23 protein-coding genes and 1 pseudogene are annotated in these 25591 nt (G+C 67.2%); 13 read left to right on the top strand and 11 right to left on the bottom strand.

Annotation, left to right across the window (positions count from 1 at the left end):
• The first annotated feature begins 15 nt into the window (after positions 1 to 15).
• Positions 16 to 963 (top strand): EamA family transporter, encoded by a 948-nt coding sequence (locus NY1_RS02220; RefSeq protein WP_067707302.1) that lies wholly within the window; start codon positions 16 to 18, stop codon positions 961 to 963.
• On the opposite strand, the gene NY1_RS02215 is transcribed toward NY1_RS02220, so the two are convergent.
• Both NY1_RS02215 and NY1_RS02210 read right to left on the bottom strand, forming a co-directional pair.
• A complete protein-coding gene (locus tag NY1_RS02215; RefSeq protein ID WP_067707299.1) occupies positions 938 to 2320 on the bottom strand; it encodes a D-arabinono-1,4-lactone oxidase in 1383 nt (460 codons plus the stop codon). The two genes, NY1_RS02220 and NY1_RS02215, sit on opposite strands and share 26 nt — an antisense overlap.
• Entirely contained in the window at positions 2321 to 2788 is a 468-nt protein-coding gene (locus NY1_RS02210; protein WP_169815296.1) for a lipocalin-like domain-containing protein, read from the bottom strand.
• 144 nt (positions 2789 to 2932) lie between these two features.
• On the opposite strand from NY1_RS02210, the gene NY1_RS02205 reads away from it, so the two are divergent.
• Positions 2933 to 4570, top strand: coding sequence for an FAD-dependent oxidoreductase (locus tag NY1_RS02205; protein WP_067707294.1), 1638 nt, complete (start codon positions 2933 to 2935; stop codon positions 4568 to 4570).
• A 124-nt stretch (positions 4571 to 4694) separates the two neighbouring features.
• Positions 4695 to 6173 carry a flavin-containing monooxygenase gene (locus NY1_RS02200; RefSeq protein ID WP_067707872.1) on the top strand — a complete coding sequence of 493 codons (1479 nt, stop codon included), beginning with the start codon at positions 4695 to 4697 and terminating at the stop codon, positions 6171 to 6173.
• Positions 6174 to 6231: 58 nt separating this feature from the next.
• Here NY1_RS02200 and NY1_RS02195 read toward each other — a convergent pair whose 3' ends face one another.
• Positions 6232 to 7578: an FG-GAP repeat domain-containing protein gene (locus tag NY1_RS02195; protein ID WP_084534547.1), complete on the bottom strand. Its 1347-nt coding sequence runs from the start codon at positions 7576 to 7578 to the stop codon at positions 6232 to 6234.
• A gap of 150 nt (positions 7579 to 7728) precedes the next feature.
• On the opposite strand from NY1_RS02195, the gene NY1_RS02190 reads away from it, so the two are divergent.
• The 4 genes from NY1_RS02190 to NY1_RS02175 all read left to right on the top strand — a co-directional run bounded on the left by NY1_RS02190 (position 7729) and on the right by NY1_RS02175 (position 11832).
• Positions 7729 to 8946 (top strand): FG-GAP repeat domain-containing protein, encoded by a 1218-nt coding sequence (locus NY1_RS02190; protein ID WP_169815295.1) that lies wholly within the window; start codon positions 7729 to 7731, stop codon positions 8944 to 8946.
• 3 nt (positions 8947 to 8949) lie between these two features.
• Positions 8950 to 9399: a hypothetical protein gene (locus tag NY1_RS02185; protein WP_067707285.1), complete on the top strand. Its 450-nt coding sequence runs from the start codon at positions 8950 to 8952 to the stop codon at positions 9397 to 9399.
• Between the two features lie 11 nt (positions 9400 to 9410).
• Positions 9411 to 9920, top strand: coding sequence for a hypothetical protein (locus NY1_RS02180; protein ID WP_067707277.1), 510 nt, complete (start codon positions 9411 to 9413; stop codon positions 9918 to 9920).
• Positions 9921 to 10098: 178 nt separating this feature from the next.
• On the top strand, positions 10099 to 11832 hold the full coding sequence (locus NY1_RS02175) for a hypothetical protein (protein ID WP_157575191.1): 1734 nt from the start codon (positions 10099 to 10101) through the stop codon (positions 11830 to 11832).
• Positions 11833 to 11922: 90 nt separating this feature from the next.
• On the opposite strand, the gene NY1_RS02170 is transcribed toward NY1_RS02175, so the two are convergent.
• The 4 genes from NY1_RS02170 to NY1_RS02155 all read right to left on the bottom strand — a co-directional run bounded on the left by NY1_RS02170 (position 11923) and on the right by NY1_RS02155 (position 17003).
• Positions 11923 to 12828: an SDR family NAD(P)-dependent oxidoreductase gene (locus NY1_RS02170; RefSeq protein ID WP_067707271.1), complete on the bottom strand. Its 906-nt coding sequence runs from the start codon at positions 12826 to 12828 to the stop codon at positions 11923 to 11925.
• Positions 12829 to 12856: 28 nt separating this feature from the next.
• The gene (locus NY1_RS02165; RefSeq protein ID WP_067707269.1) at positions 12857 to 13783 is read right to left on the bottom strand and encodes an SDR family NAD(P)-dependent oxidoreductase; all 927 of its coding nucleotides are present in this window, start codon (positions 13781 to 13783) and stop codon (positions 12857 to 12859) included.
• A gap of 62 nt (positions 13784 to 13845) precedes the next feature.
• The gene (locus tag NY1_RS02160) at positions 13846 to 15393 is read right to left on the bottom strand and encodes a flavin-containing monooxygenase (RefSeq protein WP_067707266.1); all 1548 of its coding nucleotides are present in this window, start codon (positions 15391 to 15393) and stop codon (positions 13846 to 13848) included.
• Between the two features lie 32 nt (positions 15394 to 15425).
• Positions 15426 to 17003: a flavin-containing monooxygenase gene (locus NY1_RS02155; RefSeq protein WP_084534545.1), complete on the bottom strand. Its 1578-nt coding sequence runs from the start codon at positions 17001 to 17003 to the stop codon at positions 15426 to 15428.
• Between the two features lie 198 nt (positions 17004 to 17201).
• Here NY1_RS02155 and NY1_RS02150 point away from each other — a divergent pair, with 198 nt between their 5' ends.
• The gene (locus NY1_RS02150) at positions 17202 to 17831 is read left to right on the top strand and encodes a TetR/AcrR family transcriptional regulator (protein WP_067707264.1); all 630 of its coding nucleotides are present in this window, start codon (positions 17202 to 17204) and stop codon (positions 17829 to 17831) included.
• On the opposite strand, the gene NY1_RS02145 is transcribed toward NY1_RS02150, so the two are convergent.
• Together NY1_RS02145 and NY1_RS02140 are read right to left on the bottom strand one after the other, a co-directional pair.
• Positions 17814 to 19745 carry a YhgE/Pip domain-containing protein gene (locus tag NY1_RS02145; RefSeq protein WP_157575189.1) on the bottom strand — a complete coding sequence of 644 codons (1932 nt, stop codon included), beginning with the start codon at positions 19743 to 19745 and terminating at the stop codon, positions 17814 to 17816. The two genes, NY1_RS02150 and NY1_RS02145, sit on opposite strands and share 18 nt — an antisense overlap.
• A gap of 149 nt (positions 19746 to 19894) precedes the next feature.
• The gene (locus NY1_RS02140; RefSeq protein WP_157575262.1) at positions 19895 to 20929 is read right to left on the bottom strand and encodes an ion transporter; all 1035 of its coding nucleotides are present in this window, start codon (positions 20927 to 20929) and stop codon (positions 19895 to 19897) included.
• Between the two features lie 227 nt (positions 20930 to 21156).
• On the opposite strand from NY1_RS02140, the gene NY1_RS02135 reads away from it, so the two are divergent.
• From NY1_RS02135 to NY1_RS02125, 3 genes are read left to right on the top strand one after another with little or no spacing between them, the layout of a single operon-like run.
• Positions 21157 to 21819, top strand: coding sequence for an MspA family porin (locus NY1_RS02135; RefSeq protein ID WP_067707256.1), 663 nt, complete (start codon positions 21157 to 21159; stop codon positions 21817 to 21819).
• Between the two features lie 13 nt (positions 21820 to 21832).
• Entirely contained in the window at positions 21833 to 23056 is a 1224-nt protein-coding gene (locus tag NY1_RS02130; RefSeq protein ID WP_157575187.1) for a hypothetical protein, read from the top strand.
• Positions 23056 to 23592 carry a hypothetical protein gene (locus tag NY1_RS02125; protein WP_067707251.1) on the top strand — a complete coding sequence of 179 codons (537 nt, stop codon included), beginning with the start codon at positions 23056 to 23058 and terminating at the stop codon, positions 23590 to 23592. The genes NY1_RS02130 and NY1_RS02125 overlap by 1 nt, the downstream gene beginning before the upstream one ends.
• Before the next feature lie 5 nt (positions 23593 to 23597).
• On the opposite strand, the gene NY1_RS02120 is transcribed toward NY1_RS02125, so the two are convergent.
• Together NY1_RS02120 and NY1_RS02115 are read right to left on the bottom strand one after the other, a co-directional pair.
• Positions 23598 to 23984: a cupredoxin domain-containing protein gene (locus NY1_RS02120; RefSeq protein WP_067707248.1), complete on the bottom strand. Its 387-nt coding sequence runs from the start codon at positions 23982 to 23984 to the stop codon at positions 23598 to 23600.
• A gap of 104 nt (positions 23985 to 24088) precedes the next feature.
• Entirely contained in the window at positions 24089 to 24517 is a 429-nt protein-coding gene (locus NY1_RS02115) for an ester cyclase (protein WP_067707246.1), read from the bottom strand.
• Between NY1_RS02115 and NY1_RS45355 the strand changes: the two are divergent.
• Together NY1_RS45355 and NY1_RS44365 are read left to right on the top strand one after the other, a co-directional pair.
• A pseudogene (locus NY1_RS45355) lies at positions 24485 to 24934 on the top strand (LuxR C-terminal-related transcriptional regulator); the annotation flags it as partial. The gene NY1_RS02115 and the pseudogene NY1_RS45355 overlap by 33 nt on opposite strands.
• A 239-nt stretch (positions 24935 to 25173) precedes the next feature.
• On the top strand, positions 25174 to 25560 hold the full coding sequence (locus NY1_RS44365; protein ID WP_233434164.1) for a helix-turn-helix transcriptional regulator: 387 nt from the start codon (positions 25174 to 25176) through the stop codon (positions 25558 to 25560).
• Positions 25561 to 25591 lie beyond the last annotated feature (31 nt).

The raw sequence follows: 25591 nt of genomic DNA, 5'->3' as shown, positions 1-25591 counted from the left end.
TCAGTTCTGAAACCGATGATTCGAATGCGGGCTACCGGGTGGAGTTTGGGTTCCTGGGTGTTATTCGCGAGTTCGGGGCCGTTGGCCAAGGGGGTGATGGACGCGGGGTGGTCTGCGGGGGCGGTGGCGGCGGTGCGGATCGGGGTGGCGGCGGTGTTGTTGATGGGTGTGGTTGCGGTGGTGCGGCCGGGGGCTTTGCGGTTTCGGTGGGGGGATTTGTGGGTGGTGGGTGGGTATGGGGTGTTGGGGGTGGCGGGGGTGCAGGGATTGTTTTTTGTTGCGGTGGAGCGGGTTCCGGTGGGGGTGGCGATGGTGTTGGTGGGGTTGGCGCCGGTGCTGGTGGCGTTGTGGGTGCGGGTGGTGCGTGGGGTTCGGGTGGCGGGGGTGGTGTGGGCGGGGGTTGGGGCGGGGGTGGTGGGGTTGGGGATGGTGGCGGAGGTTTGGCGGGGCGGCGGGTTGGATTTGGGCGGCATGGCGGCCGGGGTGGGGGCGGCGGTGTGTTCAGCGGGGTACTTTCTGCTGGGGGAGCATGGGGCGCGGAGGTTCGATGCGCTGGGGTTGACCGCTGCGGGATTGTCGGTCGGGGCGGTGGTGTCGGTCGCGGTTGCCGCGCCTTGGGGGGTGAGTGGCCGGTTGCTCAGTGCGCCTGCGACTTTCGGGGATCGGCAGGTGGCGGTGTGGGTGGTGTTGTCGGTGCTGGCTGTGGGTGGGACGGTGGTGCCCTATTTGGCTGGGCTGTATGCGATGCGGGAGTTGCCGGTGGCGGTGGCGGGGGTGTTGTCGGTGGTGGAGCCGTTGGTGGCGGCGGGGCTGACGTGGTTGCTGCTCGGGCAGGGGCTGGGGGTGGTGCAGATGGTGGGGGCGGTGATCATGATTGTGGGGGCCGCCGCGGTACAGATCGCTGTGCCGCAGGATGTTCCGGCGGCGGGGCAGGAGGTCAGTTCAGGCCGAGGATGTGGGTGAGCCAGGGGTTGAGGAAGACGCCTTCGGGGTCTTGGGTGGCTCGGATGCGTTCGAAGACTTGGAAGTCCGGGTATAGCGGGGCCAGGTCGGTGTGGGTGAGGGCGAAGACTTTGCCCCAGTGGGGGCGGACTGGGGTGGCGGCGGAGTGGATGGCCTCGGTGGCGGCGGTGAAGTAGGGGTGGGGGTCGAGGGCGTGGTGTTGCATTACGTCGATGGTGAGGCTTTCGCGGCGGAAGTTGTTGCTGAGGGGGAGGTTTCCGTCGCTGCCTACGAAACGGAGGGAGATTACGAAGCCGGCCAGGAAGGAGGCGGGGCGGGGGCCGATGGCGGTGTGGAGGGCGGTGATCGCGGATTGCCAGGCTCGGACGGGGACGGACCATTCCATTTCGAGGTGGCGTGGGGGTAGGTCTGGGAGGCTCAGGCAGCGCCACGACGCGTCGGCGGGGCCGGTTCCCGGCTTGCGGCCGCGGGCTACGAAGCCCAGGGCGGCGGGGGTGGTGCGTCTGGGTAGTAGGTGGGCGGTGGTGGTGAAGAGGGCTTCGCCCAGGTGGCGGTCGATCAACGTTCCGTGGATCCAGCGGCTCGCGCGGTACGAGAAGTCTTGGGGCGCAGGCGGATCGTCGGTGGGGATGTCGGTGACGCATTCGACGATGTCGGTGTAGGGGAAGTAGTAGAAGCGGGCGTAGGGGTGGGTGCGGGCGATGGTTTCGCCTTCGGTGAGGAACTGCTCGACCGAGAGGATGCGGCGGACGGGAACCAGGGTGAAGGCGCGGACCACTTCCAGCTCCACCTCCAGCAGGATGCCCAGGGCGCCCAAACCGACACAGGCACAACGGAACAGGTCAGCCTGGTCCGGGTCGTCGCGGGTGACGGTGGTGACGGTGCCGTCGGCGTTCAGCAGCTTCAGCGACACCACGAGCGAGCTGAGGGAGCCGACGTGGATGCTGGCGCCGTGCGTGCCGGTGCTGATGGCACCCGCAATTGTCTGGGCGCGAATCGCGCCGACGTTCACCAGCGTGCGGCCCCGGGCCTCGAGCGCGTGCAGCAGCGCGTCGATGGTGATACCGGCTTCGACGGTGACGGTGCCGACGGCCGCGGGCATGGCCGGATGTGGGCGTTCGACATCGTAATTCCGCACCGCGAGCACACGATCGAGGCGATCGAGCAGCACCAGTGCGGCGTCCTCGGCGGGCACAGCGATGTCGTTGAAGCTGTGCCCGGACCCCGCAGCCCGCAACCGGCGATACCGCCCGGAGCGGACGGCATCGATCAACTCCTCCTGGGTGGCGGGCCGCAGGACGGTGACGCCGGGCCGCGCGAGACTCGTACGCGGACCCCAGGTGCGTAGGCCGGTCATCTAGGCGCGCCGCCAGTCCACCACAACGCGATTGCCGGGAAAGCTCGCGATCAACCGCAGGTTCTTGTCGTCGATCTCGTACTGCCGCTCGATATCGGTCCCGTCCCAGTCCGGCAGCCCGGCCAGCTCCGCGTGATGGATCACGGTGTCGCCCACCACTTCCCAGGTCCCCGCGTACACCACCGTCCGCAACGCCGACACCCCGAGCCGCAGCAACCCGGGCAGCTTCGGCAGCGTGAACAGCACCCGCGCCAGCCCGTCACGCGCCGCGAACTCGTCCGGCTGCGCCCCCAGTTTCGGCCGCTCTTCCGGCCCGATCATGCAGTGCACGAACCCGGATTCGGTGTAGGTGATGAACCCGATCGGCTGACTGCCCAACGGCTCCGCGACCGACCCGTCGGCACGTTCCTGACGCAGCGACAGCAGTTTCCAGGTGCCGACGAAATCCGGCGGGCGATGAGCGTTCACGGCCGCCAGTGAAACGGCGCGCCGGGAGCCGCCGCCAGTGCCGCCGCCGAGTCTGGCCGACCGGATCAACATCCTGACGCCATCGGCCAATCCGGGAACTCGATCGCACTGCGACGCTGGGGACCGTAGAGAGGGAATGGGGTTTTGACGCATTTGGATTACGACTGGATCGTGGTGGGTTCCGGGTTCGGCGGCAGTGTGAGCGCGCTGCGCCTGGCCGAGAAGGGCCATCGGGTGGCCGTGCTGGAAGCCGGTTACCGTTTCGCCGCGCAGGATTACGCCGCGAGCGCCGCCGAGCTGCGCCGCTACTATTTCGCGCCCCGCCTGGGCCTGCGCGGCATCGTCCGGACCACCCTGTTCAAGGATGTGCTGATCGCGACCGGCGCGGGCGTCGGCGGCGGTTCCCTGGTCTACGGCAATGCCCTCTATCGCGCCCAGCCCGGTTTCCTGCGGCACCCGCAGTGGGCGCACCTGGCCGACTGGGAGCGCGAACTCGACCCGCATTACCGCACCGCCGAGCAGATGCTGGGCGTGACTCCGTACGACGCCGACACCCCGGCCGGTGACCTGCTGCGCGCGTACGCGCACGCGCACGGCTTGGCGGACAAGCACACTCGCAGCAATGTCGCGGTGTTCCTGGGCGAGCCCGGCAAAACGGTCCCGGACCCCTATTTCGCCGGCGACGGCCCGGACCGCACCGGCTGCACCCGCTGCGGTTCCTGCCTGATCGGCTGCCGCTACGACGCCAAGAACACCCTCGACAAGAACTACCTGTGGTTCGCCGAACAGCGCGGTGCGGTGGTGCGGCCCGAGCGCACGGTCACCGATATCCGCCCGCTCGGCGACGACCCCACCGGCGGCGCCGGTTACGCGGTGACGACGGTCCGCACCGGCCGCTGGTTCCGGCGCGAAACGCAGACCGTCACCGCGCGCGGCGTCGTCCTGGCGGCGGGCGCGCTCGGCACGGTGCGGCTCCTGTTGCGCTGCAAGGGAAACGGCGCACTCCCCCGGCTCTCGGATCGAGTGGGCGAGCTGGTGCGCACCAACAGCGAGACGGTGCTGGTGGTCCGCACTCCGGACGAGACCCGCGATTTCACGCACGGCGTCGCCGTCATGTCGGACTATGCCCCGGACGCCGACACACACATCCAGCCCGCCACCTACGGCCGCAACAGCGATGTCATGTCCCTCATGACAACGCCCGCCGTCACCCGAGGCGGCCGCGCCACCCGCCCGCTGCACTTCCTGCTCGACACCCTGCGCGACCCGGTGCGTTTCGCCCGCGCCAACCGCATCCGCGGTTCGGCCGCGCAGTCGATCGTGCTGACCACCATGCAGGCCCACGAGAACGCGATGGCGCTGCGCGTGCGCTTCCGGCTGCCCGGCGGCCGCCCGGTCCTGACCACCGAACAGGACCCCGCCAACCCGATCCCCACCTATGTCGAGGCCGGCTACCGGGCCGCGAACTGGATCGCCGAACGCACCGGCGGCGTGGTGAAAGCCGCTGTGCCCGAAGCGATCTTCTCGATACCGAGCACCGTGCACATTCTCGGCGGCGCACCCATCGGCGCCGATCCCGAGACCGGCGTGATCGATGCCCGCCACCGGGTCTTCGGCTACCGCAACCTCCTGGTCGCCGACGGTGCGGCCCTGCCCGCCAATGTCGGCGTCAACCCGAGCCTGACCATCGCCGCCCTGGCCGAGCGCGCCATGAGTTTCGTCGATCCCGCCCCGAATGCCACAGCCGCACCGCCCATCCGCTTCGGCCCGGCGCCGTCCTGAACGGCGCGGCGGATTCGGCATATCCGATGGCGCGATCTGCCATGCCGCGAGCAGGCCGAAAATCCTACCTTCGAAGATGCGGGGCGAGTGCCGTTTTGCATCAATGACGATGGAGGGAATCCATATGGGTAGGCCGCAGCACGAGGTGGTGATCGTCGGCGCGGGGTTCGGCGGGATGGGAGCCGCGATCCAGTTGCGGCGGCAGGGCATCGACGACATCGTGATCCTGGACCGGGAGCAGGATCTGGGCGGCACCTGGCATGTGAACCGGTATCCGGGCATCGCGGTGGATATCGCGTCGGTGACGTATTCCTTTTCGTTCGAACCGAATCCGAACTGGTCGCGCATTTTCGCGCCCGGTTCGGAACTGAAGAGCTACGCCGATCATGTGGCCGGCAAATACGATCTGCGCCGCCTCATGCGGTTCGGGGTGTCGGTCGAGGGCGCGCGCTGGGACGCCGAACAGCGGCATTGGGTGATCACCACCGCGGCGGGCGAGCAACTCACCGCGCGCTATCTGGTCACCGCGACCGGGTACCTGTCGCAGCCGCGCGATCCGGAGATCGAGGGCCTGGACTCCTTCGCGGGCAAGGTGATTCACACCGCGAACTGGGACGGCTCCTACAACCCGGCGGGCCGCCGCATCGCGGTGATCGGTACCGGCGCGACCTCGGTGCAGCTGGCCCCGGAACTGGCGCGCACGGCCGCCGAATTGACCGTCTACCAGCGCACCCCGATCTGGGTGGTGCCCAAGATCGATGCCCCGATCCCGCCGGCCCTGCGCGCGGTGTTCGCGAAAGCGCCCGCCACCCAGCGCCTCATGCGCACCGCGAACACCGGTCTGCTGCAAGCGCTGATCGCCGCGCAGCTGCACTATCGCCGGTTCAAGTTCCTGAACAAGACCGCCGCCGCCATCGGCCGCGCTCACCTGCGCATGCAGGTCTCGGATCCGGCGATCCGCGAAAAGCTCACGCCGCATTACGAATTCGGCTGCAAGCGCCCCACTTTCTCCAATCAGTACTACGCCATGTTCGACCGCCCGAACGTGCGTCTGGAGACCACCTCGATCGCGCGCATCGAACCCGACGGCATCGTCACCACCGACGGCAACAAGATCGTCATCGATACGTTGGTGCTGGCCACCGGGTTCAGCCTGTGGGAGACCAACTTCCCGGCGTTCGAGATCATCGGTCGGGACGGCCGCAATCTCGGAAAATGGTGGCGGGAGAACCGTTTTCAAGCCTACGAGGGCGTCACGGTGCCGCATTTCCCGAATTTCATCGGGCTGGCCAATCCGTATTCCTTCAATATCCTGTCGTACTTCTACACCATCGAAGAACAGATGGGCCATCTGAAGCGCCTGTTCGAGCAGCTGGCCAAGCGCGGCGCACAGGTTTTCGAGGTCACCGAGCAAGCCAACGACCGGTATCTGGAGCGCATGACGGAGCTGACCGGCGAGAGCATCCTGATCAACCCCACCTGCTTGACGTCGAACACCTATTACCTGGACCCGAACGGGGATCCGTCGCTGGTGCGGTTCGGCGCGAACGCCGCGGTACTGAAGAAGGGCCGCTTCCCGATCGACGATTACAGCTACGCCTGACCACACACGAAAACGGCCTGCGCAGCCGAGCGCAGGCCGTTTCTCGTTCCGGGTGAATTCAGCGCCGGGTGTTCATCAGCACCGAGATACCGCCGTGCACCAGCACGGTGTCGTCGACGGCGACGCTCGGCACATTGCCCGTGGCCAGGTCCGGTTTCCCGTCACCGTTGAAATCGGCGGTGGTGATGGAGTTGGTGCCGATGATCCAGCTCGACCCGTTGTAACCATCGGGCCCGGTGAGATTCGCGACGGCGGCGCCCGGCCCGGTGTGATTGGTGAACACGCTCACCCCGTAACCCGGAACCGGGAAGTCATTGTTGACCGCGATATCCAGGGTCCCGTCCCCGTCGTAATCGGCGATGGCGATGCCCTCGGTCACCACGCCCATGGTCCCGTGCGCCCGCGTCACCTCACCGATCAGATCACCCACGATGTCCTCACCGAACTCCGCGACCGGCGCACCGGGCGCGGTCCGGTTGAGCCGCACCGTGAATCCGCCCGCGGTCCGCGAGACGATCATGTCCAGCCGCCCGTCCCCGTCGAGATCGGCGAGCTGAGCATCGGTGCTGGTGACCACCCATTCCTCGGTGATGTTGAAGGTCGGGGTCAGCGATCCGGGCGCGGTGGTGTTGATCAGCACCGCCACATTGCTGGTGGTGGTATTGGCGACGATCGCGTCGATCAGGCCGTCATTGTTGATATCGCCGACCGCCAGGCCCTCCGCCACGCTGCCGCCCAGGAATTGCGTCGGCGCGGTGAAACCGATCGGCCCGCCCGGCGCGGTGGTGTTGATCAGCACCGAGATGCCGAGCCCGAACGGAATTCCGCCGTCACCGGTCACCAGGTCGAGTTTGCCATCGCCATTGATATCGGCGGTGTGCACCAGCGACGGGAACGCCCCGGTGGCGAAATTGACCGGAGCCGCGAAGTCGGCGGTGGCCGAACCGGCGGGCGTCAGATTCCGCAGAATCGACACCCCGTTCGCTCCGGTGTCGAAGAAATTGGAGGTGATGATCTCCGGCGCGCCGTCGCCGTCCAGATCCGCCGTTTCCACCGACAGCGTGCCGACGCCCGCCACGAACTGCTTCGGATCGGTGAACGACGGTGTGGGCGAACCGGTTTCGGTGGTGTTCAACAGCACCGAAACACCCTTCAAGCCGAGCGCGGTACTGCCGTTGACGGTGGTGGATCCGGCGTTCGCGGTCACGATATCGGGCTTGCCGTCCTGATTGACGTCCGCGCCGCGCGTCACCCACGGCGCGGTACCGGTATCGAAGTAGTACGGCCCGGAGAACTGGGTACCGGCGCCGCCACCCGAGCCGGACGCCGGAGCGCCGGCCGCCTGCCCGCCGGCGAGGGTCGCACCCGCGACCATCGCGGCACAGACCAAGACATGAGACCTCATGGCACGGACACTATGGCGCAGACGAACTCCGGCAATTGTCCCGCTCGGCCAATGGCGTCGAAAATCAACCCTTTGGCGATCTGCGCCATGACCGCCGTCACATTCGCCTCATACGGTCGATTCGTCATCGGCCGAAACAGAGGAAGCGATTTGTACACGAACAAGACCGGGCTGCGCCGTCTGTGCGCCGCGGGCACCGCGCTGACCCTGGCATTGGGTGGCGCGGCCACCGCCGGGGCCGAGCCGCTGTCCTCCGGATCAGCGTCGGGTTCCAGCGGACCCAACCCCATTTTCCACGAATCCGTGCAATACAACGTGGGCGGTCTCGGCCCCGGCGTGGGTTCGCAGACCATGGCGACCGGCGATTTCAACGGCGACGGTTTTCCGGATGTGGCGGCCACCGGTCTGGTCGACGGCGTCGGCATTCTGTTCGGCGACGGCACCGGGCGGCTGCGGCGCAACCAGTTCGTGAACACCGAAGTCGGTGCGAACGCGGTGGCGGCGGCCGATCTGAACGGTGACGGGCGCCCGGATCTGGTGGTCGGCGACTTCCTGAGCCTGGCCGTGCTGATCAATGACGGGCGCGGCGTATTCCACGTCGACCGCACCTATTCCACCGATTTCAATCCGAATGTCACCTACCGCACCGGCGGTATTCCGTTCGGCGTCGCACTGGCCGATTTCGATCGGGACGGCTCGGTCGATCTGGCGTTCAACAGTGTGCTGCCGGTGCCCGGCGGGGTGGGCATCATGCACGGCGACGGCCAGGGGCATTTCGGGGCGCCGCAATGGTTCGGGGTCGGCATCTCCAAGGCGAGCGTGCTGACCGGCGATGTGGACAATGACGGGTATCCGGATCTGGCGTTCCACGATCTGGCGACCTCCGGCGTGTGGATCATGCTGAACGATCGCAATGGCGGATTCGGCGCTCCCCGTTGGAATCTGGCGACGCTGCCGAGCGAGGACCTGAAACTCGCCGATGTCGACAATGACGGCAACCTGGATTTCGTGACCGCCAATATCGCGGGCTTCAGCGCGGCCGTGCACTACGGCGACGGGCGCGGGAATTTCAGCGGGCCGAACCTGGTCGGACCGGCGATCGCGCCGTGCGCGGTGGCCATCGGCGATTTCGACGGCGACGGCATCAACGATATCGCCGCCGGTCAGTACTTCCCTTCCACCGCAATGATTTTCAAGGGCGATGGGCGGCGCGGCTTCACCTATACCGAACAGCACACCATCGGTCTGGGACCGCAGGCCGCCGAAGCCGTCGATCTCGACAATGACGGCCGCGTCGACCTGATCACCATGAGCAGCCTGTCCGAGGACGTCGCCGTGCTCATGAACCGTTCCGCGCAGAGAGGCTGAACCATGCGGAAATCCATTCCGTCCGTGCTGACCGCGTGCGGCGGCATCATCGCCGTCGCCGCCACCCTGGGCGCGCCCGAGGCCGACGCGCTGGAACCGACGCTGTCGTGGGGCACCAGTTTCGGCGGCACCAGCATCAACCATTTCACGACCGTGCCCAATGGCGCGGTGTTCGACGGCGATATCGGTACGCTGCAACCGGCCATCGCGCCGGGCGTGCTGGGTTTGCTGGCCGACGCCACCCCGTTCGACGACAAATGCGCCACCGCACAGCTGGTCTTCTATCCGAAAAATGGTGCGCCGGAGACGATTCCGGTCGGCACCGCGTGCGGCGGCGGCTTCCCGTACCTGGTGGTGGCACGCCGCCCGGCCGGTGAGTACGCCGAGATGTGCGGTGTGGTGAGCGTGGCCGAACAGCGCACCGAGACCTGTTTCCGCTTCCCCAACGATTGAGAGCCGCCACGATGAACAAGACCTCCACCCGGCTGCTCACCGGGCTGTTCGGCGCGGCCCTGGCCGTGACCGTCGCGCCCGCCGCCACCGCGGAACCGGCCGATCCGAATCCGTCCGCCGCGGTCGTGGAAGCGCCGAAAACCAATGCGCCGCCGCTGCTTCCGCCGTTCAACTTCAATGCCAATATTCTCGGCTTCGATTTCAAGCACACCAATCAGTTCCCGGCCGGGGTGACCTTCGACGGCGCGGTGTGGGCCTTGAATCCGGACTGGAATGTCTTCCTGCTCGGCTGGCTCGCCGATATGGCCCCGTTCATCGACGTGAACTGCGCCGAGGGGTCGATCGTATTCGAGACGAAAACCGGTGAGCAGGAAGTACATCCGCTGGCCACCCAATGCTCCAACGGCTACATCTTCGGCTTCCTGAGCCAGCGGCCGGCCAAGGATTACAAGTCGATCTGCCTGTCCTCGGCCACCGTGGGCGACCGCGGCTCGCGGGCTTGCTTCCGGTTCATCAACTGAACCGGCGAGTGCCCGCCACGGTGGGCGTGAGGTGTCAATGCGGTGGCCACAAATGTCCTCGGACTAGGGATTTTCGCGCCTTAATCTCGGCGTGAGGCTCGGGAATCGCGGGCGGGACTTCCGTTCCCGCCATTCCCGGCCACCGACGATCAATGATGTTCGACCGCAGGAGGATCGGGTGCGTCAACCCCGTCGTTTGACCAAAGCCGCCTTAGCCATGGCCACGGCGGTATCGCTGTCGGTCGCCGGCGGGGCGCCGGCCGGGGCCGAACCGGCCCCGCCGCCGGATCCGAATCCGGATAATTCCTATATGTTGCAGCAGGTCAGCGATCTGTTCACGGGGATTTTCGGGGGCACGCTGCGCGACCTGAGCACCCCGGGCATGCTGGAGTACCTGGTGCGGGCGGGCATCACCGATATCACCGGCAACTGGCAGGGCGGGTTCGCCGATCTGGCCGATCCGGCCACCTACACCGGACCCGATTCGCAGCAGAAGATCGCCGCCGCGGCGCAGAAGGCGTGGGATCTGCTCGCGCATCTGGAAGGGCTCGGCGTGAATTTCCCGCCGCACCCGGACTATCTGCCCGATTGGAACAATGACGGCCGCTTCGGGCTCGCCGACAATGCCTCCTCGCCGGTATCGGATGTCGCGCTCGACGACGTGTACGACAATCCGGCTTTCATGTCGGCCAAGTTCCGCTACCCGTGCCTGAATTCCGACGGCAGCGTCTTCTACGAAACCCGCTCCGGCTCCTGCGTGGCCGGCGATACCGCGGGCGCGGACTTCAAACTCGGTGAGGTCCACAAGATCCAGATCGTCGGCAATCGCGGCATTCCCATGTCGGCCATGGTGTGGCTGCCCGAGGGCGCGGCCGAGTCCGGTCAGAAGTACCCGGTCGCGTACGGCATGCCGGGCGCGGGCGAGACCATGAACCACATCGCCATGTACACCGAAACCTATGTGCGCAACGGGTTCATCGGCGTCACGGTCTCCCAGGTCGGCCAGCCCGACAGCCCTGGCACCGCGCTGGACATGTTCCTGCCCCAGTTCACGGTCCCGGACTGCTTCTCCCCCTCCACCTGCTGGGCCGCGCAGGACGGCATCCGCTGGGTGGCCGGTGACGACATCACGCCGATCGTCGACCTGCACAACGAGCTCAACAATGTGCTGATGGTGCCCCGCCTGGTCCGCCAGGATCCGGCGTACGCCCCCATCGGCGCGAACCAGCGCAACCCGTGGATCGATCTGATGGACACCGAGCACATCAATGTGTACGGCCAATCCATCGGCGCGGTGGGCGTTTCCAGCTACCTCGACTGGCAGCGCAAGGGCCACGGCTGGGACGGGCGGCCGCTCCCCCGCGTGTCCTCCGCCTCCCTGATGTCGGGCTTCCAGCAGATGGGCTCGGACGTTCCGGTCCAGATGCAGACCGCCGACTTCGACATCCCCGGGCTGTCCACCTACGGCATCACCAACTTCTATCAGCCGCTGTTCAACCCCACCGACGGCCCGTTCGGCACCGCCGACAAGTACCGCAATATGCTGAATTCCGGCTCGACCGCCGCCCTGCAGTGGATCAATATCCAGAGCGGCAGCCACGGCGATTCCATCAACTGGCTCGGCGTGCCCCGCAATGTGAAGTCCCCCGCCATGTCCGTCCGCTACTCCGCCGCCTGGTTCAACTGCTACGGCCGCGCCGACACCCGCCAGGACGCCTGCGACACCCTGCTGCAGAGCGACGACGCCTTCTCACGCGCGTTCGCCAGCGAGTACGCGCCCCAGGGAGCGGCCGGCCCGAACTGGTGCCTGCGCGTCCCCGACCGCCCCTCCATCGCCCTGGCTTTCCGGCCGGAGTGGCTGGTAGACGCTCTCAACGGGCACAACCGCTACACCTGCACCCCGCAGAACTGACCCGGACACACAGAGGGCCGGTAGACCGAAAGGTCCACCGGCCCTTGTGCTGTCCGGCACACTGCCAGAAACAGGCGAGCGAGCCCGCCGCTATTGCGGGGCGAAGCGGTCGACCAGTTCGTCCACCCGGCGCAGCAGCGGCGTGGGGACCAGGCGGTCGACCATGGTGGCGATGTTCTCGGTGTCCATGAAGCGCGCCGCCAGGCGGGCGCCGGCCGGGGAGAGCCGGGCCGCCGTGCAGGCCAGCCGGGATTCGAAGGGGGTGGGGGCGATCGCCGGGTTTCGGGACGCGATCTGAACTATGTTGCGGCCCAAGCGCTCCGGGCTGCGGGCCACCAGTTTGGCGGCCAGGACCGAGACGCCTTTCATGCGGGAGCTCATTTCGGTTTCGATGCCGACCATTTGCGCCGACGGGTAGAAGCCGGTGTTGATGAAGGCCGGAAGGACCGCCGTGACACCGACTTTGGTGCGCGCGAATTCCAGGCGCAGGCATTCGGTGAGCATCTGGGCGGCCGCTTTGCTGGTGCAGTAGGGGGTGCTCAGCGTGATGGGGATGACCGCGGCCGGGGAAGTGACATTGAGAATGCGCCCGCCCTGGCCGCCGTCCACCATCTGACGGCCGAACAGGCGGCTGCCGTGCACCACGCCCCAGAAATTGACGCCCATGATGCGGTCCCAGTCGGCCGCGGAGTGACCGAGGAACGGGCCCGCCGTGGTGAACCCGGCATTGTTGACCAGGACCGTCGAAATGCCGTGGGTGGCATGGACTTCGGCCGCGAAATCGGCCATGGCGGTTTTGTCGGAGACATCGACCGCATAGGGGAAGGCGATACCGCCCTCGCGTTCGATGAGGGTGCAGGTGGCTTTGGCGCTGTCGGCATTGATATCGCTGACGACGACGCGCGCGCCCGCCCGAGCGAATTCGCGGGCGGTGGCGCGGCCGATACCGCTGCCCGCGCCGGTGACCACGACGAGTTTGCCGGTGAATTTGGACATGGTTGCTCCTGGGAAAAGCGGCGGCGGGTCAGACGTTCACGCCGTGATTGCTGCGCTTGGGCATGCGTTCGGCGACTTTGCGACCGGCCTCGAGCAGGGCGGGCTGTTCGGTGAGGCGGATCAAGCGGTCGAGGTCGGGGGCGGCGGCCACCGTCATGACAGCCCGCACCAGGCCCGGGAAATAGCGGGCGATGGGCCAGGACAGGCGGGCTTCCAAGCGGATCGGCTCCACCGCGATGTTCTTGCGGATGGCGTGCACGATCTGGCGGCCCGCCTTGTCCGGGTGCATGCCCAGGAAGGACATGCCCTTGGCGACGATCTGCTTACCGAGGTCGATCTGCTCGTCGCCGAAGGCGGCCGCGCGAGTGGATTCGGCGAGGTTGGTGGAGATCAGGCCGGGACAGATGGCGGTGACACCGATACCGTGCGAAGCGAATTCGGCGCGAATGCACTCACTGAAGTGCTTCACCGCGTATTTGCCGATGCTGTACGGCGCGGTATACGGAGCCGGTCCGAATGCCGCCATGGAGGCGATGTTCACCAGATGACCACCGCGACCACGGTCCACCATCTGCTGCCCGAAGACGCGGCAGCCATGGATCATCGCCATCAAATTGATGTCGATAATGCGTTCCAGGTCCTCCAGCGGAACGTCGAGAAACGGGCCACCGACGAGGATGCCCGCATTGTTGACCACCACATCCGGCACCCCGAACTGTTCGCGCACCTGCTCGGCGAAGGCCTCCAGGGCGGGAGTGTCGGCGACATCGAGCCGGAAGGCCTCGGCTTTGCCGCCCAGGGAACGGATTTCGGCAACAGCGTCGTTCGCGGCATCGAGATTGATATCGGCGATGATCAGGGTGGCCCCGTGCGCAGCGAGGGCTTTGGCGGTGCCGCGGCCGATACCGCTGCCACCTCCGGTCACCACGGCGAGTTGCGGATTGAACGGTTTCATGGGCGGCACTGCCCCTTTCGTGATTCGCCTGCAGGCGGTGATGCGGTCACAGCTGTTTCCACCTAGCCGGCGGTACCGCGGACCCGGCCGGGCAGGGCCGCGTAGCGGTAGTCGTCGAGTGGGAAACGCCGGTTGCCGCGCCGGGCTTCGAAGAAGCCCGAAGGGCGGATGTAGGTGGTGTCGCCCTGGGAGTTGCGGTAGTAGGTCGGGACGTGTGCGTTGAGGTCGGCCAGGTAGAAGCGGAGGGCCTCGGCCTTGCGGTGGATCCGGCGGTGATAGGCGTCGGCCACCTCCTTGCGCACTTCCACCGAGGTCGCGCCGCGCCGCCGCGCTTCGGAAATGGCCCGCACCGCATGGTCGGCCGTCATCTCCACGAACGCGTGCCAGCCGCTGCCGGTCCACGAATACGGTCCGACCAGGGTCCACCGGTTCGGCAGCCCGGGCAGCGAGACGCTCTGATACGACTGGAGGCCGTGCTCGGCGTAGAACTTGCCGAGATCGAAGCCGTCGCGGCCCACCACGGTGCCGGGGCGGTAGGTCTCCGGATCGGAGAACACCTCGAAACCGGTGGCGAAGACGATCATGTCGAATTTGTGCTCCACCCCGTCGGTGGTCTTGATGCCGCGCGCGGTGACGGTGGCGATGGGTTCGGTGACCAGGCGGACATTGTCGCGGTTGAAGGCGAACACGTAGTTGGACATGGTGGGGCGCTTGGCGATCGGCCCGTAGTCCGGGCTCAATCGATCGGCGGTGTCCTTGTCCTTCACCACCAGGTGCAGGTAGCGCCGATAGCCCGCGATGGCGGCCCGGTCGAAGGCGCGCAGGGCCGGCTTGACCACGCCCATGGGCATGGACGTGCCCGCCCGCAACAGCGCGTCGACCACGACCAGCACCGCGCCGTGCCCCGCCGCGACCACGCCCGGAATCGCGAAGATCCGTTGCAGCGCGGGCGGAACCGCGACATCGGGTTTGGGCGCGGACCAGACGGGGGTGCGCTGGAACACCGCCAGCTCGGCCACCTGCGGTGCGATGGCGGGCACGATCTGCACCGAACTGGCCCCGGTGCCGATGACCGCCACCCGCTTGCCGGTGAGGTCGTAGTCGCCGTCCCAATCGGTGGACTGCTGCACCTTGCCCTTGAACTTGCTCGCGCCCGGAATGCCCGCGAACTTCTTGGGCCGCACGAACGCGCCGATCGCGCTGATCAGGAAGCGCGCGGTAATGATCTCCCCGCTGTCGGTCTCGAGGTTCCAGCGGTGGTTGCCCTCGTCCCATTCCTCCCGCACCACGGTGGTGCCGAAGCGCAGGTGCGGGTACAGCCGGAAGCGGCGCGCCACCGCGGCGTGATACTCGCGGACCTCCGCGCCGTACGGAAAGAACCTGCTCCACTTGGGATTCCGGGCGAAGGAGAACTGATAGGCCAGGGCCGGTACATCGACCGCGATGCCCGGATAGTGGTTCTCCTGCCAGGACCCGCCCACGTCCTGGGCGCGTTCGATGATGACGAAATCCTCGATGCCGGCCTTGCGCAGTTTCACCCCGGCGGCGATGCCGCCCGGTCCCGCGCCGATCACCGCGACCTCGAAATCCGGCCGGAATGCTGTAGTCATGCGAATTCCTCTGTGTTCCTGTGGTTTTCCGGTCAGCTCGCGGCTTCGACGAGCGCGGGCACGGGCGCGGCGATCTTGCGATACCGGTAGACGCCGGGTGGGAAGTCGCGGGCGCGCCGCTCGGCCGCGAACACGCCGCCGACCATCGGGAACGGGAACTCGCCCTGCGAATTGCGGTAGTAGGTATTGGTTTTCGCGTTCGCCGCCGATCGCGCGAAGTACGGCGAGAACAGGCGCCGCACCGCCCGGTACTGCTCGGCATGGAAGGCGTCGTGCACGTCCTGCCGCACCTCCATGGCGGTCATCCCCCGCTCCCGGCACAGGCTGATGGCGTGCACGGCGTGATCGGCGCCGCGCTCGACGATCTCGTGCCAGTCCACCGCGTACCAGGAATACGGTCCGGACAGCATGAACCGGTTGGGCACCCGCGGCACCGAAACGGAATCGAACGCCTGCATGCCGCGCTCGCGCCAGAAGCCGGCGAGATCGAAACCGTCGCGGCCGACGATCTGCCCCAGCTTGTAATCCAAAGGCTCCGAATACATGTCGTGCCCGGTCGCCATGACCACCATGTCGAATTCGTGCGCGACACCCGACCCGGTGACGATGCCGGTCTCGGTGAAGTGATCCACCGATTCGGTCACCAGCTCGACATTGTCGCGATTGAACGTGGGCAGGAAACGGCTGTTGGCGGTGGGGCGCTTGACCAGCGGACCGTAGGCGGGCATGAGCGCGTCCCGGTTCCGCTTGTCGCGCACCCGGGTGAACAGATAGCCGCGGTACAGCTTCCGGCAGGCGGCATCGAAAGCGCCGGTCGCCCGCTCGTACCCGGCTTCCGAAACCTCCGCGCGCACCGCCAGTTCGGAGGCGGCGTCCACCACCGACAACACCGTGCGGCGCAGCGCGGGCACCAGTCCGGGTATGCGCAGCAGCGGGCGGATGGGGGCCAGGCGCGGATTGGGGCGCGGCAGGCACCAGGGCGGGGTGCGCTGGAAAACCGTCAGCGAGCGCACTTCCGGTGCGATGGCGGCGATGATCTGCACCGCGCTGGCCCCGGTTCCGACGATTCCGACCCGCAGGCCGCGATGCTCGAGCCGCGGATTCCAGCGTCCGGGCCGCTGCACGATTCCGCGATAGGAATCCAGGCCCGGGAAGGGTGCGTCCTTCGGGGTGATGAACGGGCCGACCCCGCTGATCACGAAGCGCGCGGTCAACTCCCGGCCGTCGGCCAGGTGCAGCCGCCAGTAGTGCGCGTCATCGTCCCAGACTTCCCGCAGCACCTCGGTGTTCACCCGGAAATGCGGCCCTAGGCCGTGCTCGGCGGCGATCCCGAGGTGATACGCCTGTAGTTCCGCCCCGGAGGGGAACAGCCTGGTCCAGTCCGGATTCGGCGCGAAAGTGAACTGGTAGAACAACACCGGCGTATCCACGCTGATGCCGGGATACACGTAGTGCTGCCAGGTGCCGCCCGGGGCATCGGAGCGGTCCAGGATCACGAAGTCGTCGATCCCCGCTCGTCTCAATTTCACGCCGGCGGCGATACCGCCCGGTCCGGCGCCGATCACCACCACCTCGTGATCGGGTTCCGCCGCTGTCAGATCGTCCGCCATGGGGCGTCCTCCTCATCGAGAACCGCTGCCCGCCAGTGAATTCGCGGCAGCGGGCCGTTCGGATAATGACGCTATCCGGTATGCGGGCCGAATACAATAGCTGTCTGAGACAGATACGTAATCGTGCTGCCGGGCGGTGATCTCGCGCATCGTAGGATGAGGTCGGTCGGTATCGGGTCGGTGAGGAAGGGGTGGTGCATGCCCCCGCGCAAGACACCGACCCGCGGGGAGTCGCAGGCGCGCACGCGCGCGCTGATTCTGGATACGGCCGAGGAATTATTCCTGGCCAAGGGGTTACACGCCACCAAGGTGGCCGAGATCGCGGCCGCGGCGGGGCGCACGGTCGGTTCGATCTACGCGAACTTCCCCAGCAAGGAAGCGCTGTGCCAGGCGGTACTGGAGCGCTTCTACGGCCGGGCGTTCGCCGAACTCACGGCGAGCGTGCTGGCCTCGGACAAGGCGCTGGGCGCGAATCTGGATGTGCTGGACGCGTGGTGGCGGGCGCTGGGCTCGAACACCGAACTGACTTTGCTGGTGGCGGAGTTCATGCTGGTCGCGCGCCGGCATCCGGAGCAGTTCGGGACCGTGCTCGGGACACTGACTTTCATCAATTCCGCGGCGAGCACGCTGCTGCTGGAACAGCTCGAGGTGCGGGACGCCGACGCCACGCGGCGGGTCGAGCAGGCGGTCACCGCCATTCTGAGCACCGGTATCGGGCTGGCGATCGGCCAGGCCTCGACGCTGGTGGACGCCGATGCCTCGGCCGCGATCCTGTCCGATACCGCGCGGTTCTGGGCCGCGCGGGCGGGTTTACCCGACGCCGAGTGAGACGGGGGCGGAGTCGCGGGGCAGGTCGGTGTCGCGCAGGTAGCGGACGCCGGCCATGAGCGCGAGGGCGGCCGCGAGCATGACCACCAGCACGGCGATCGAGGTCCAGAACATGGTGTCGTAGAGGGCCAGATCGGCGCGGATGACGGCGCGGCGAGCGTAGGTCATCGGGGCGATGTTCTCGAAGGGGCGGAACAACATCGGGGTGGTGCCGGCCGGGAAGACGCCGCCGAAGGCGAAGACCTGGAACATGTAGAAGGCGAAGGCGGCGACGGAGCCGGCCACCCGGCCGAACAGGACCACGAACAGCTGGGCGGTCACGGCCGCCACCACGGCGATCAAGGCGATGACCAGGGCCATTGCCGGCCATTGCCGCGGAGACCAGCCGAGGTAGCTGCCGTAGGCGGCGGCGCAGGCGGCCACGACGGCCACCGCGCCGGTTCCGATCGCCGTGGCGCGCAGGATCGGGGTGGCTGCGCGCGGCCAGGGCGAGCGGTCGGTGGCGGTACCGCGCATGGGGCGCAACAACATCCAGAGCACGATGGCGGCCAGGAAGGTGCCCATCACGACCAGCAGGGGTCCCGCGCCACGGGAGATCTCCTTATGGCTGCGGTCGCCGTCGCGGACCACCTGGCTGGGTTGCTGATTGCGGATGTCCATGATGATGGGCTGGGCGATGACGTCGGCGGAGGCCTCGGTGTCGGCGATATGCGGTGCGGCGGCGGAACCGTCACGCAGCCCGGTGCCGAGCTGGGCGGCGCCGTCGTCGAGCTGGGTGACGCCGTCGCGCAGTTCGTGACCGCCGGCGGCGAGCTGGGTCAGGCCGGCGGACAGCTCGGTCGCGCCGGTACCGAGTTCGACTGTGCCGTCGCGCAATTGGTTCGCGCCGTCGGCCAGCGCCAGGATGCCGGCGCGGTAGTCGGCTCGGGGATCGGTGAGCTGGCGCGCCAGTTCCTTGGTGCCGTCGCGCAATTGGGTGAGCTGGCCGACCAGTGAGTTCGGGTCGGTGGTGCCCATCTGATCGACGAGGCTCCGCAACTGGGTGACGGCCTCGGCGACGGCCGGATCGGAGTTCTTCGCGAGCTGTTCCAGCAGCGGATCGAGCTGCCCCGTGAGCTTTCCCGCGGGTTCCAGGGCTTCCAGCAGCGGCGTCAGGATCTGATCGACACCGTCCCGGATCTGCGTCGCCCCCGCACCGAGTTGATCGGTGCCAGTCACCAGCTCGCGCCCGCCATCGGCGAGTTGTGCTGCACCGGTGCGCAATTCCCCCGCTCCGGCCGCGAGCTGCACCCCGCCCGTAGCGGCCTCGTCGAGCCCGGCGGACAACTGCCGGGCCCCGTCGGCCAGCTGCGCGGTCCCCTCCGCCAGCTGATTCGCGCCCTGCGACGCCTCCCCCAGCCCCGAACCCAGACTGTTCACCCCCACCAGGATCTGCCCCGCGAACCCCTTGCCGATAGTGGCCGCGATCTTCCCCTGCGCCTCGGTCACCACGCTGTTGGCCACCGCCGGGCCCAATGTCCCGTTGAAGTCGTTGTACCACACCGCGATCCGAGCCCGCTGCGGCACCGGATCGGTCACGCTGAGCACATTCCGGGTGAAGTCCGCCGGAATCACCACCGAAAACGCGTACCGGCTCTCCCGCAGCCCCCGCACCGCCTCCGCGCTGCTGACCCGATGGAACTGCAGATCCCCACCGGACACCAGACTGTCCAGAATCTCGGCCCCCATGTTCTGCGCCTTGCCCTCGGAGATCGCCCCGAGATCATCACTGGCCACCGCCACCGGAATCCGCTTCAGGTACAACTCCGGATCCCACATGATCCACATGTACACGGCCGAAACCAGCGTGGGCACCACCAGCACCAGCACCACGAACACCCGCGCGGCCCTGGACGCCGGGGCCTTCCGAAGCAACCCGCCGATACGACCACGAAGCGATGCCGAACTGTCTGCCACGGTGAACCCCGACCTGCATAGTGCTGATTTCGGCACCAAGGTACCTGGTCGATCGTCCAGTTAGTGTTAATTCGAAGGAAACTCGTTTCATTTCAGTGCGGCCGGGTTCAGTGGCGGCGGATGCCGTGGCGTTGCAGGCCCGAGCGGACGGCGGTCGGGGTCGCGCCGAGGCGGTCGGCGATATCGGCGATGGGCTGGCCGCCGCGGTAGAGGAGGACGGCTTCGGCTATTTCGGCGTCGTCGAGTTGGCGGCCGAGGTGGGGGCGGGTGGATGCGGTGCGGCGGAGCGCGGTGCGCGGGCTGCCGGCCGTGACCAGTTCCCGGGCCGGGCGCAGCGCGTGGACTTCGGCGCGCAGGGCCGCCAGTTCGGCGAGAATCGCTGCGTTGGAGGCGGTTTCGGTGGCGGCTCCGCGCTCGTGCTGTTCGCGATGCTCGTCCTCGCGCACGTCTTCCGCGGCGCCGACCATGACGGCGAGGAACAGGTTCAGGACGACGAAGGTGGAGACCAGGATGTAGCCGAGGAAGAAGATCCAGGCGTACGGTTCGGCGTCCATGACCGTGCGGGCGATATCCGGCCAGGCTTCGCCGGTCATGACCTGGAAGAGGGTCCACATGGAAGTGCTGAGGCTGCCGAAGTATTCGGGGGTGACATCGCCGAACAGTTTGGTCGCCATCACCGCCGCCACGTACACCACCAGGGCGAGCAACCCGAGGATCGAACCCATACCGGGCAGCGCCGCGAGCAGGTTCGTCACCACCCGCCGCATACTCGGCGTAGCCGACACCAACCGCAGCACCCGCAGAATCCGGAACGCCCGCAGCACCGACAGCCCACCCGACGCCGGCAACAGCGCCACCCCGATCACCGCGAAATCGAAGCAGTTCCACGGATCACGGAAGTAGTCCAGCCGATACGCGTACAGCTTCAGCACCATCTCCACCACGAAGATCACCAGCGCCGCCGCGTCCACGAACGAAATCACCCCGCCCGCAACCGACATCAGCGAATCCGACGTCTCAGCACCGAGCGAAACCGCATTCACCAGAATCACCACGATGATGAACCTCTGAAACCGATTCGCGTCCACCAGTTCCCGGACCCGTTCACGCAGCAAAACAGAACCCTCCTGATTCAGCACCATGCAGTAGTCGATCACCGGCAGAGCGAGCGGAGCGAAAGTATCTGTGTTCCGGCCGGATTCTACGACCCCACCACCCCGACTGCCCGAACACCTACCTCGGACCGCTACACGACGCCTCCCACCCGACGCGATATCGCCGCTGTGTTCCCAGCCACAATGTTTGCCAAACATTTGCTATCACACTCGCAGTTTGATCTTCTGAACCCACCAGAGGTTCGATTGTTTCGATGTTCTGTTGGGGTGGATCAACTTTGAAGATCAGTTCCATGGTTTTTCCGGCAAGTTTGCTGACTGCCGTATCGGTGGTAGCAGGTGCGGCAAGAGCCGAGCCCGTGCGCAGCCCCGATCATTCGATCAGCAGGAGCACGCTCGATGGATGGAATGCCGAAGCCGCACTGGCGAACGTCGTAGTGAATCCGGTGCCGAATCTGGCTCGATCACCATGGTCGCGGGAGGCTTTCGTCGACGCCACCGCAATCGGCACGGTGACCGGACAGGGTTCGAACGGGGTCAAATCCGGCGTGTTGCGGTCGGGACTGCAGTTGGGTTGCAATACGGACGTTTCCAGCGGCTTGCAGACCGGCTCGTCGGGAACGGTGGGGCCGAACGCTTCGGTGACGATCTCGCAGTTGCCCTCGGTGAATCTGGGTGGGACGGCTACCGTTTCGCCGCAGGTCCAGTCAACGATCAAGCCGGGGACGATCACCACGATCCCGCTCGGTGAGCGGGCGCTCGAAGGAGCTGTCGGCGCATCGGATCTGACCGGAATCCAAGTGCATGTGGACAATTGCCTGGGGCCGGTCACGGTACGGGTATACGCGCAGTTCTCCATCTCGACGCATATCGCCGATACCACGGTGACCGTCTACTCCGACCCCACCACCATCTGAGGTGGGAGCGGGTATGCGAAGGGCGCAACTCCAGGAAACCCGGCCGGGCCGGTGGACTGCCGCGGCGACATCGGCGGCGGTACTCGCGGTCACGGCGATCACCGTGTTCGCCGGGCAGGCGGCCGGGCAAGAGACTCCCGAACAGCGCTGCCGCCGGGAGACCGCCGCCTACAACTCGGCGTGGGAGTCGACTTGGCGCGCAAGCAATCCCGGAAATCCGGGCCCGCCGCCCGCACCGCCGGTACCGTACGTTTGCGTCGACCCGGGCACCCAGCCCTCGACAACCACCACGCCGCCACCGACCGCGCCGGGGCTGATGCCGACACAGGCGCCTGGCGGCGGGGTCCAAGGGCAGGCCGGTAACGCGCCCGGGCGATTGCCGCAGGGCAATGGCACGGACATCGTCCCGGGGCCCGAAATCGCGGCCCCGTCAACGAATGCGGCGGTGGCGCCGATCGAGCCATCGCCCGAGCCGACCCCTCCCAGCGTTCCAGACACATCGGAACTGCCGCAGCCCTCGCCCTCCGGCACCACCATTCCGGCAGCGCGCCCGGTACCGGTGCGCCCGGTACGCGAAGAGAAGGCCATCGAGCCGGACGCGCCACCGGATGGCGAAGGCCCCGGGGCCAATGGCTGCGCATCCTGCGAACGGGATTCCGCGACCGGCTATATCCTCCCCGGCGACGTCGGTCCGGTCCCGTCGGCAGGCGACCGCTGGACGGGTTCGGACCGCTACGTCAACCACTGGGTCATCGACACCGTCGACAACAAGGGCCAGGTGATTCCGCCCGGCGACCGGCCGCTGCTGGGCCAGTGCATCCCGAAAGAGGGCGTGAACGGGTATGTCGGCGGTTCGGGCTTCGATGTCGCATGGTCCAATCAGTCGGTCAATATGACCCAGAATTCGTGGACGGTCGGCGGCAAGGGCAGCGCCGGCGGCGAGGCCGGTCCCGTCGAACTCGGCGGCGAGATCAACGGCAGTTACACCCGGTCGACATCGACCTCGGAATCCCGGCAACTCACCACCACCGGCCGCGTGAACTGCGGCGACTACCCCGCACCCCCGGCGGGCCAGGTATTGAAGTTCTATCAGGCCTACCAACAGCTGAATTGGACCGGCCGCTGGGAGCTCTACAGCTGCTCGATCTTCGGCTGCAAGAAGGTGAAGGAGCAACCCCTGCGCGGCGTGTACTACGCACCGCTGCCGACCCCACTCGGAAGACCGGAGTCGTTGTGATGGAACATGATCCGAACCTGGCAGCCGCCGTCGAGACCCCGACGGAGCCGGGGAAACGACGTACGCGCCCGCTGGTCGTCGGCGCGATAGTACTGGCGGCTGTGTTCACGGCGGCCATGATCTACTCGATCGGCCGCGAGTCTTCGCGTGCTGGCGAAACCGCTGCCCCGCAACCGACCCGGGACGCGCAGATCTACGACCTGTACGGCATGACACTGGCGCAGGCGGAGATCTATTTGGGCACCCGGGATGGGTCGAACGCCGCCGGTACCGAACTCGTGGTGGTGCCGATCCCGGCCGCCCCGGCCATAGCGGGGCTGCCGCACGATCAGCTCACGGTGACCGCAGCGTGTGTCGCGCCGGGAAAGACGCCCGCCGGCAACGCACTCGGGCGGTTGAACATCGCGGTCACCCCGACCACGAACGTGTCCGGTGAGATCGAATCCCGGATTCGGGACAAGTCATTCACCACGGAGCTCAGCGATAGCCTCGGCTGCGCGTGGTGGGGCGGAGCGTTGACCGTCCACGTCGGCTGAGGCGCTCACCAGACGGTGATGGTTCCCCAGCAGCCCTTGCCGGCGCTGCCGGATACGGTGGGGGTCATGAGTTCGAAGGGGATCGAGCCGCGAGGCTGGGGGGCTACTTCGGCGCGGGCGTGGGGGTTGAAGTAGGCGCTGGGGAGGATGATTCGGATTCCGAGGGAGGGGATTCGGAATTCGGATTGGTCGGTGAATTGGAAGCTGGTGTCGATGTCGACGTTGAAGGGGGTGTCGGCGGGGACGCTGAGTTCGGTGGTCGAGCAGTAGCCGTTGTGGAAGCCGAGTTGCAGCGTCGGGGTGTCCGCGTGGGCCGGTGGGGCGGCGAGGGCGGTCGCCGCGAGCAGGGCCGCGGGGGTTATGGCGAGAATGCCGCGGTGTGTGCGCCTCATGGTCGATCCTTCCCGTTCCTGAACTCAGCGTTGCGTAAAACGCTGACCAGCGGAGAAAGCCAGTCCTTTGCTCATCATTGCGCAGATGGCCGGGAATCGTCCAATTACCCGGGAATGAGGCCCAGCTGGCGGAGCAGGCCGGTTTCGTCGAGCCGGCCCCAGCGTTCGGCTATGCGGTCGCCGTCGATTCGGAAGATCTGAATGCCGGTGAGCACGATCGTCTTTCCGGTGGCGGGGACGCCCATGAGCTCGCCGCGGTGGGTGCCGGCGGCGGTGAAGCGTTCCACCACGAGGTCGGATTCGGCGATCAGGTGGTCGATATCGCTGTGCCAGTCGGGGAGGGCTTCACGGAACATCGCGGCGGCCAGGCGCAGACCTTCGCGGCCGGCGGGGGCTCCGGGGAACGGGGCGTCGTGATTGACGAAATCGGGGGCCAGGTAGCGGTCGACGGCGGTGAGGTCGCCTTTGGTGAACAGGTCCTGGATGAAGGACTCGACGAGATGCTTGTTCCGGGTGGTGTCGTTGGTTGTCATAGGTCGGACCTGATCCGCCATTGCCATGGCGGACTGGATGTGGCCGAGCTGCAACCGGTGCTGCTGCGCTCGATGCGGCGGATCCTGCCGGTGGACGCCGCCTTCTTCGCCACCGCCGACCCGGAAACCCTATTGTTCACCGGTGCGTACGCGGAGGAGCCGCTGGGCGCGGCGACGTCGCTGTTCCTCGACAACGAGTTCGGCGGCGAAGACGTGAACCGGTCTGCGGCACTGGCGGTTTCGGGGGAGCATGTCGCCTCGCTGGACGGCGTGACGCACGCCGACCGGCTCTCCAGCGAGCGGTATCGCGAGATCATGCGGCCGCTGGGACTGGGGGACGAACTGCGGGCGGCGCTGGTCGCGGGCTCGCAATGCTGGGGTTATCTGTGCCTGCACCGCGAAGACCATCCGCTCGGATTCAGCGACGCCGAGACCGCGCTGATCGCCGGCATCGGACCGCACCTCGCGCACGCCCTGCGCCAAGCCGTGCTCCTGCACGGTTCCCCGGCGAGCGGCGGCGGCGAACCGGGCGTAATCCTGCTCGCGGACGATCTCGACGTCGTGGCGGTGACTCCGGAAGCGGCACAACTGCTTTCACTGGTCGAGGCGAGCCACTCCCCGCGCTTCCGCTGCCGGTGGCCGTTTACAGCGTGGCCATGGCGCTGCGGGCGATCGAACAGGGCACCGCATTGCGGCACACCCTGCCGACCAGCCGCGTGCGCACCATCGAGGGCGGATGGCTCACCGTGCACGCCTCCCGCCTCCAGGGATCACCCGGTGAACAGCGCATCAGCGTCATCGTCAGACCCGCCGAAGCCGCGACCACCGTCCCCCTGCTGCTGTCCGCGCACGGATTGAGCCCGCGCGAGGTGGAGGTGGCCCGGCTGGTGTTGCGCGGCAACTCGACCCGAGCCATCTCCGACACCTTGCACATCACGGCGTACACGGTCCAGGACCACCTCAAAGCCGTCTTCGACAAGGTCGGCGTTCGCAGCCGCCGCGAGCTCGTCAGCCGCCTGCTCCAGCCACCCGGAACCGGCTAGTGCTGGACTACTGGCAGCTGGCGGCCGCCAC

The organism is Nocardia yamanashiensis NBRC 100130, assembly GCF_001613325.1.
Classification (GTDB): domain Bacteria; phylum Actinomycetota; class Actinomycetes; order Mycobacteriales; family Mycobacteriaceae; genus Nocardia; species Nocardia yamanashiensis.
The sequence above is the reverse complement of the archived record's forward strand: the minus strand, read 5'-3'. Positions and strand labels throughout refer to the sequence as shown.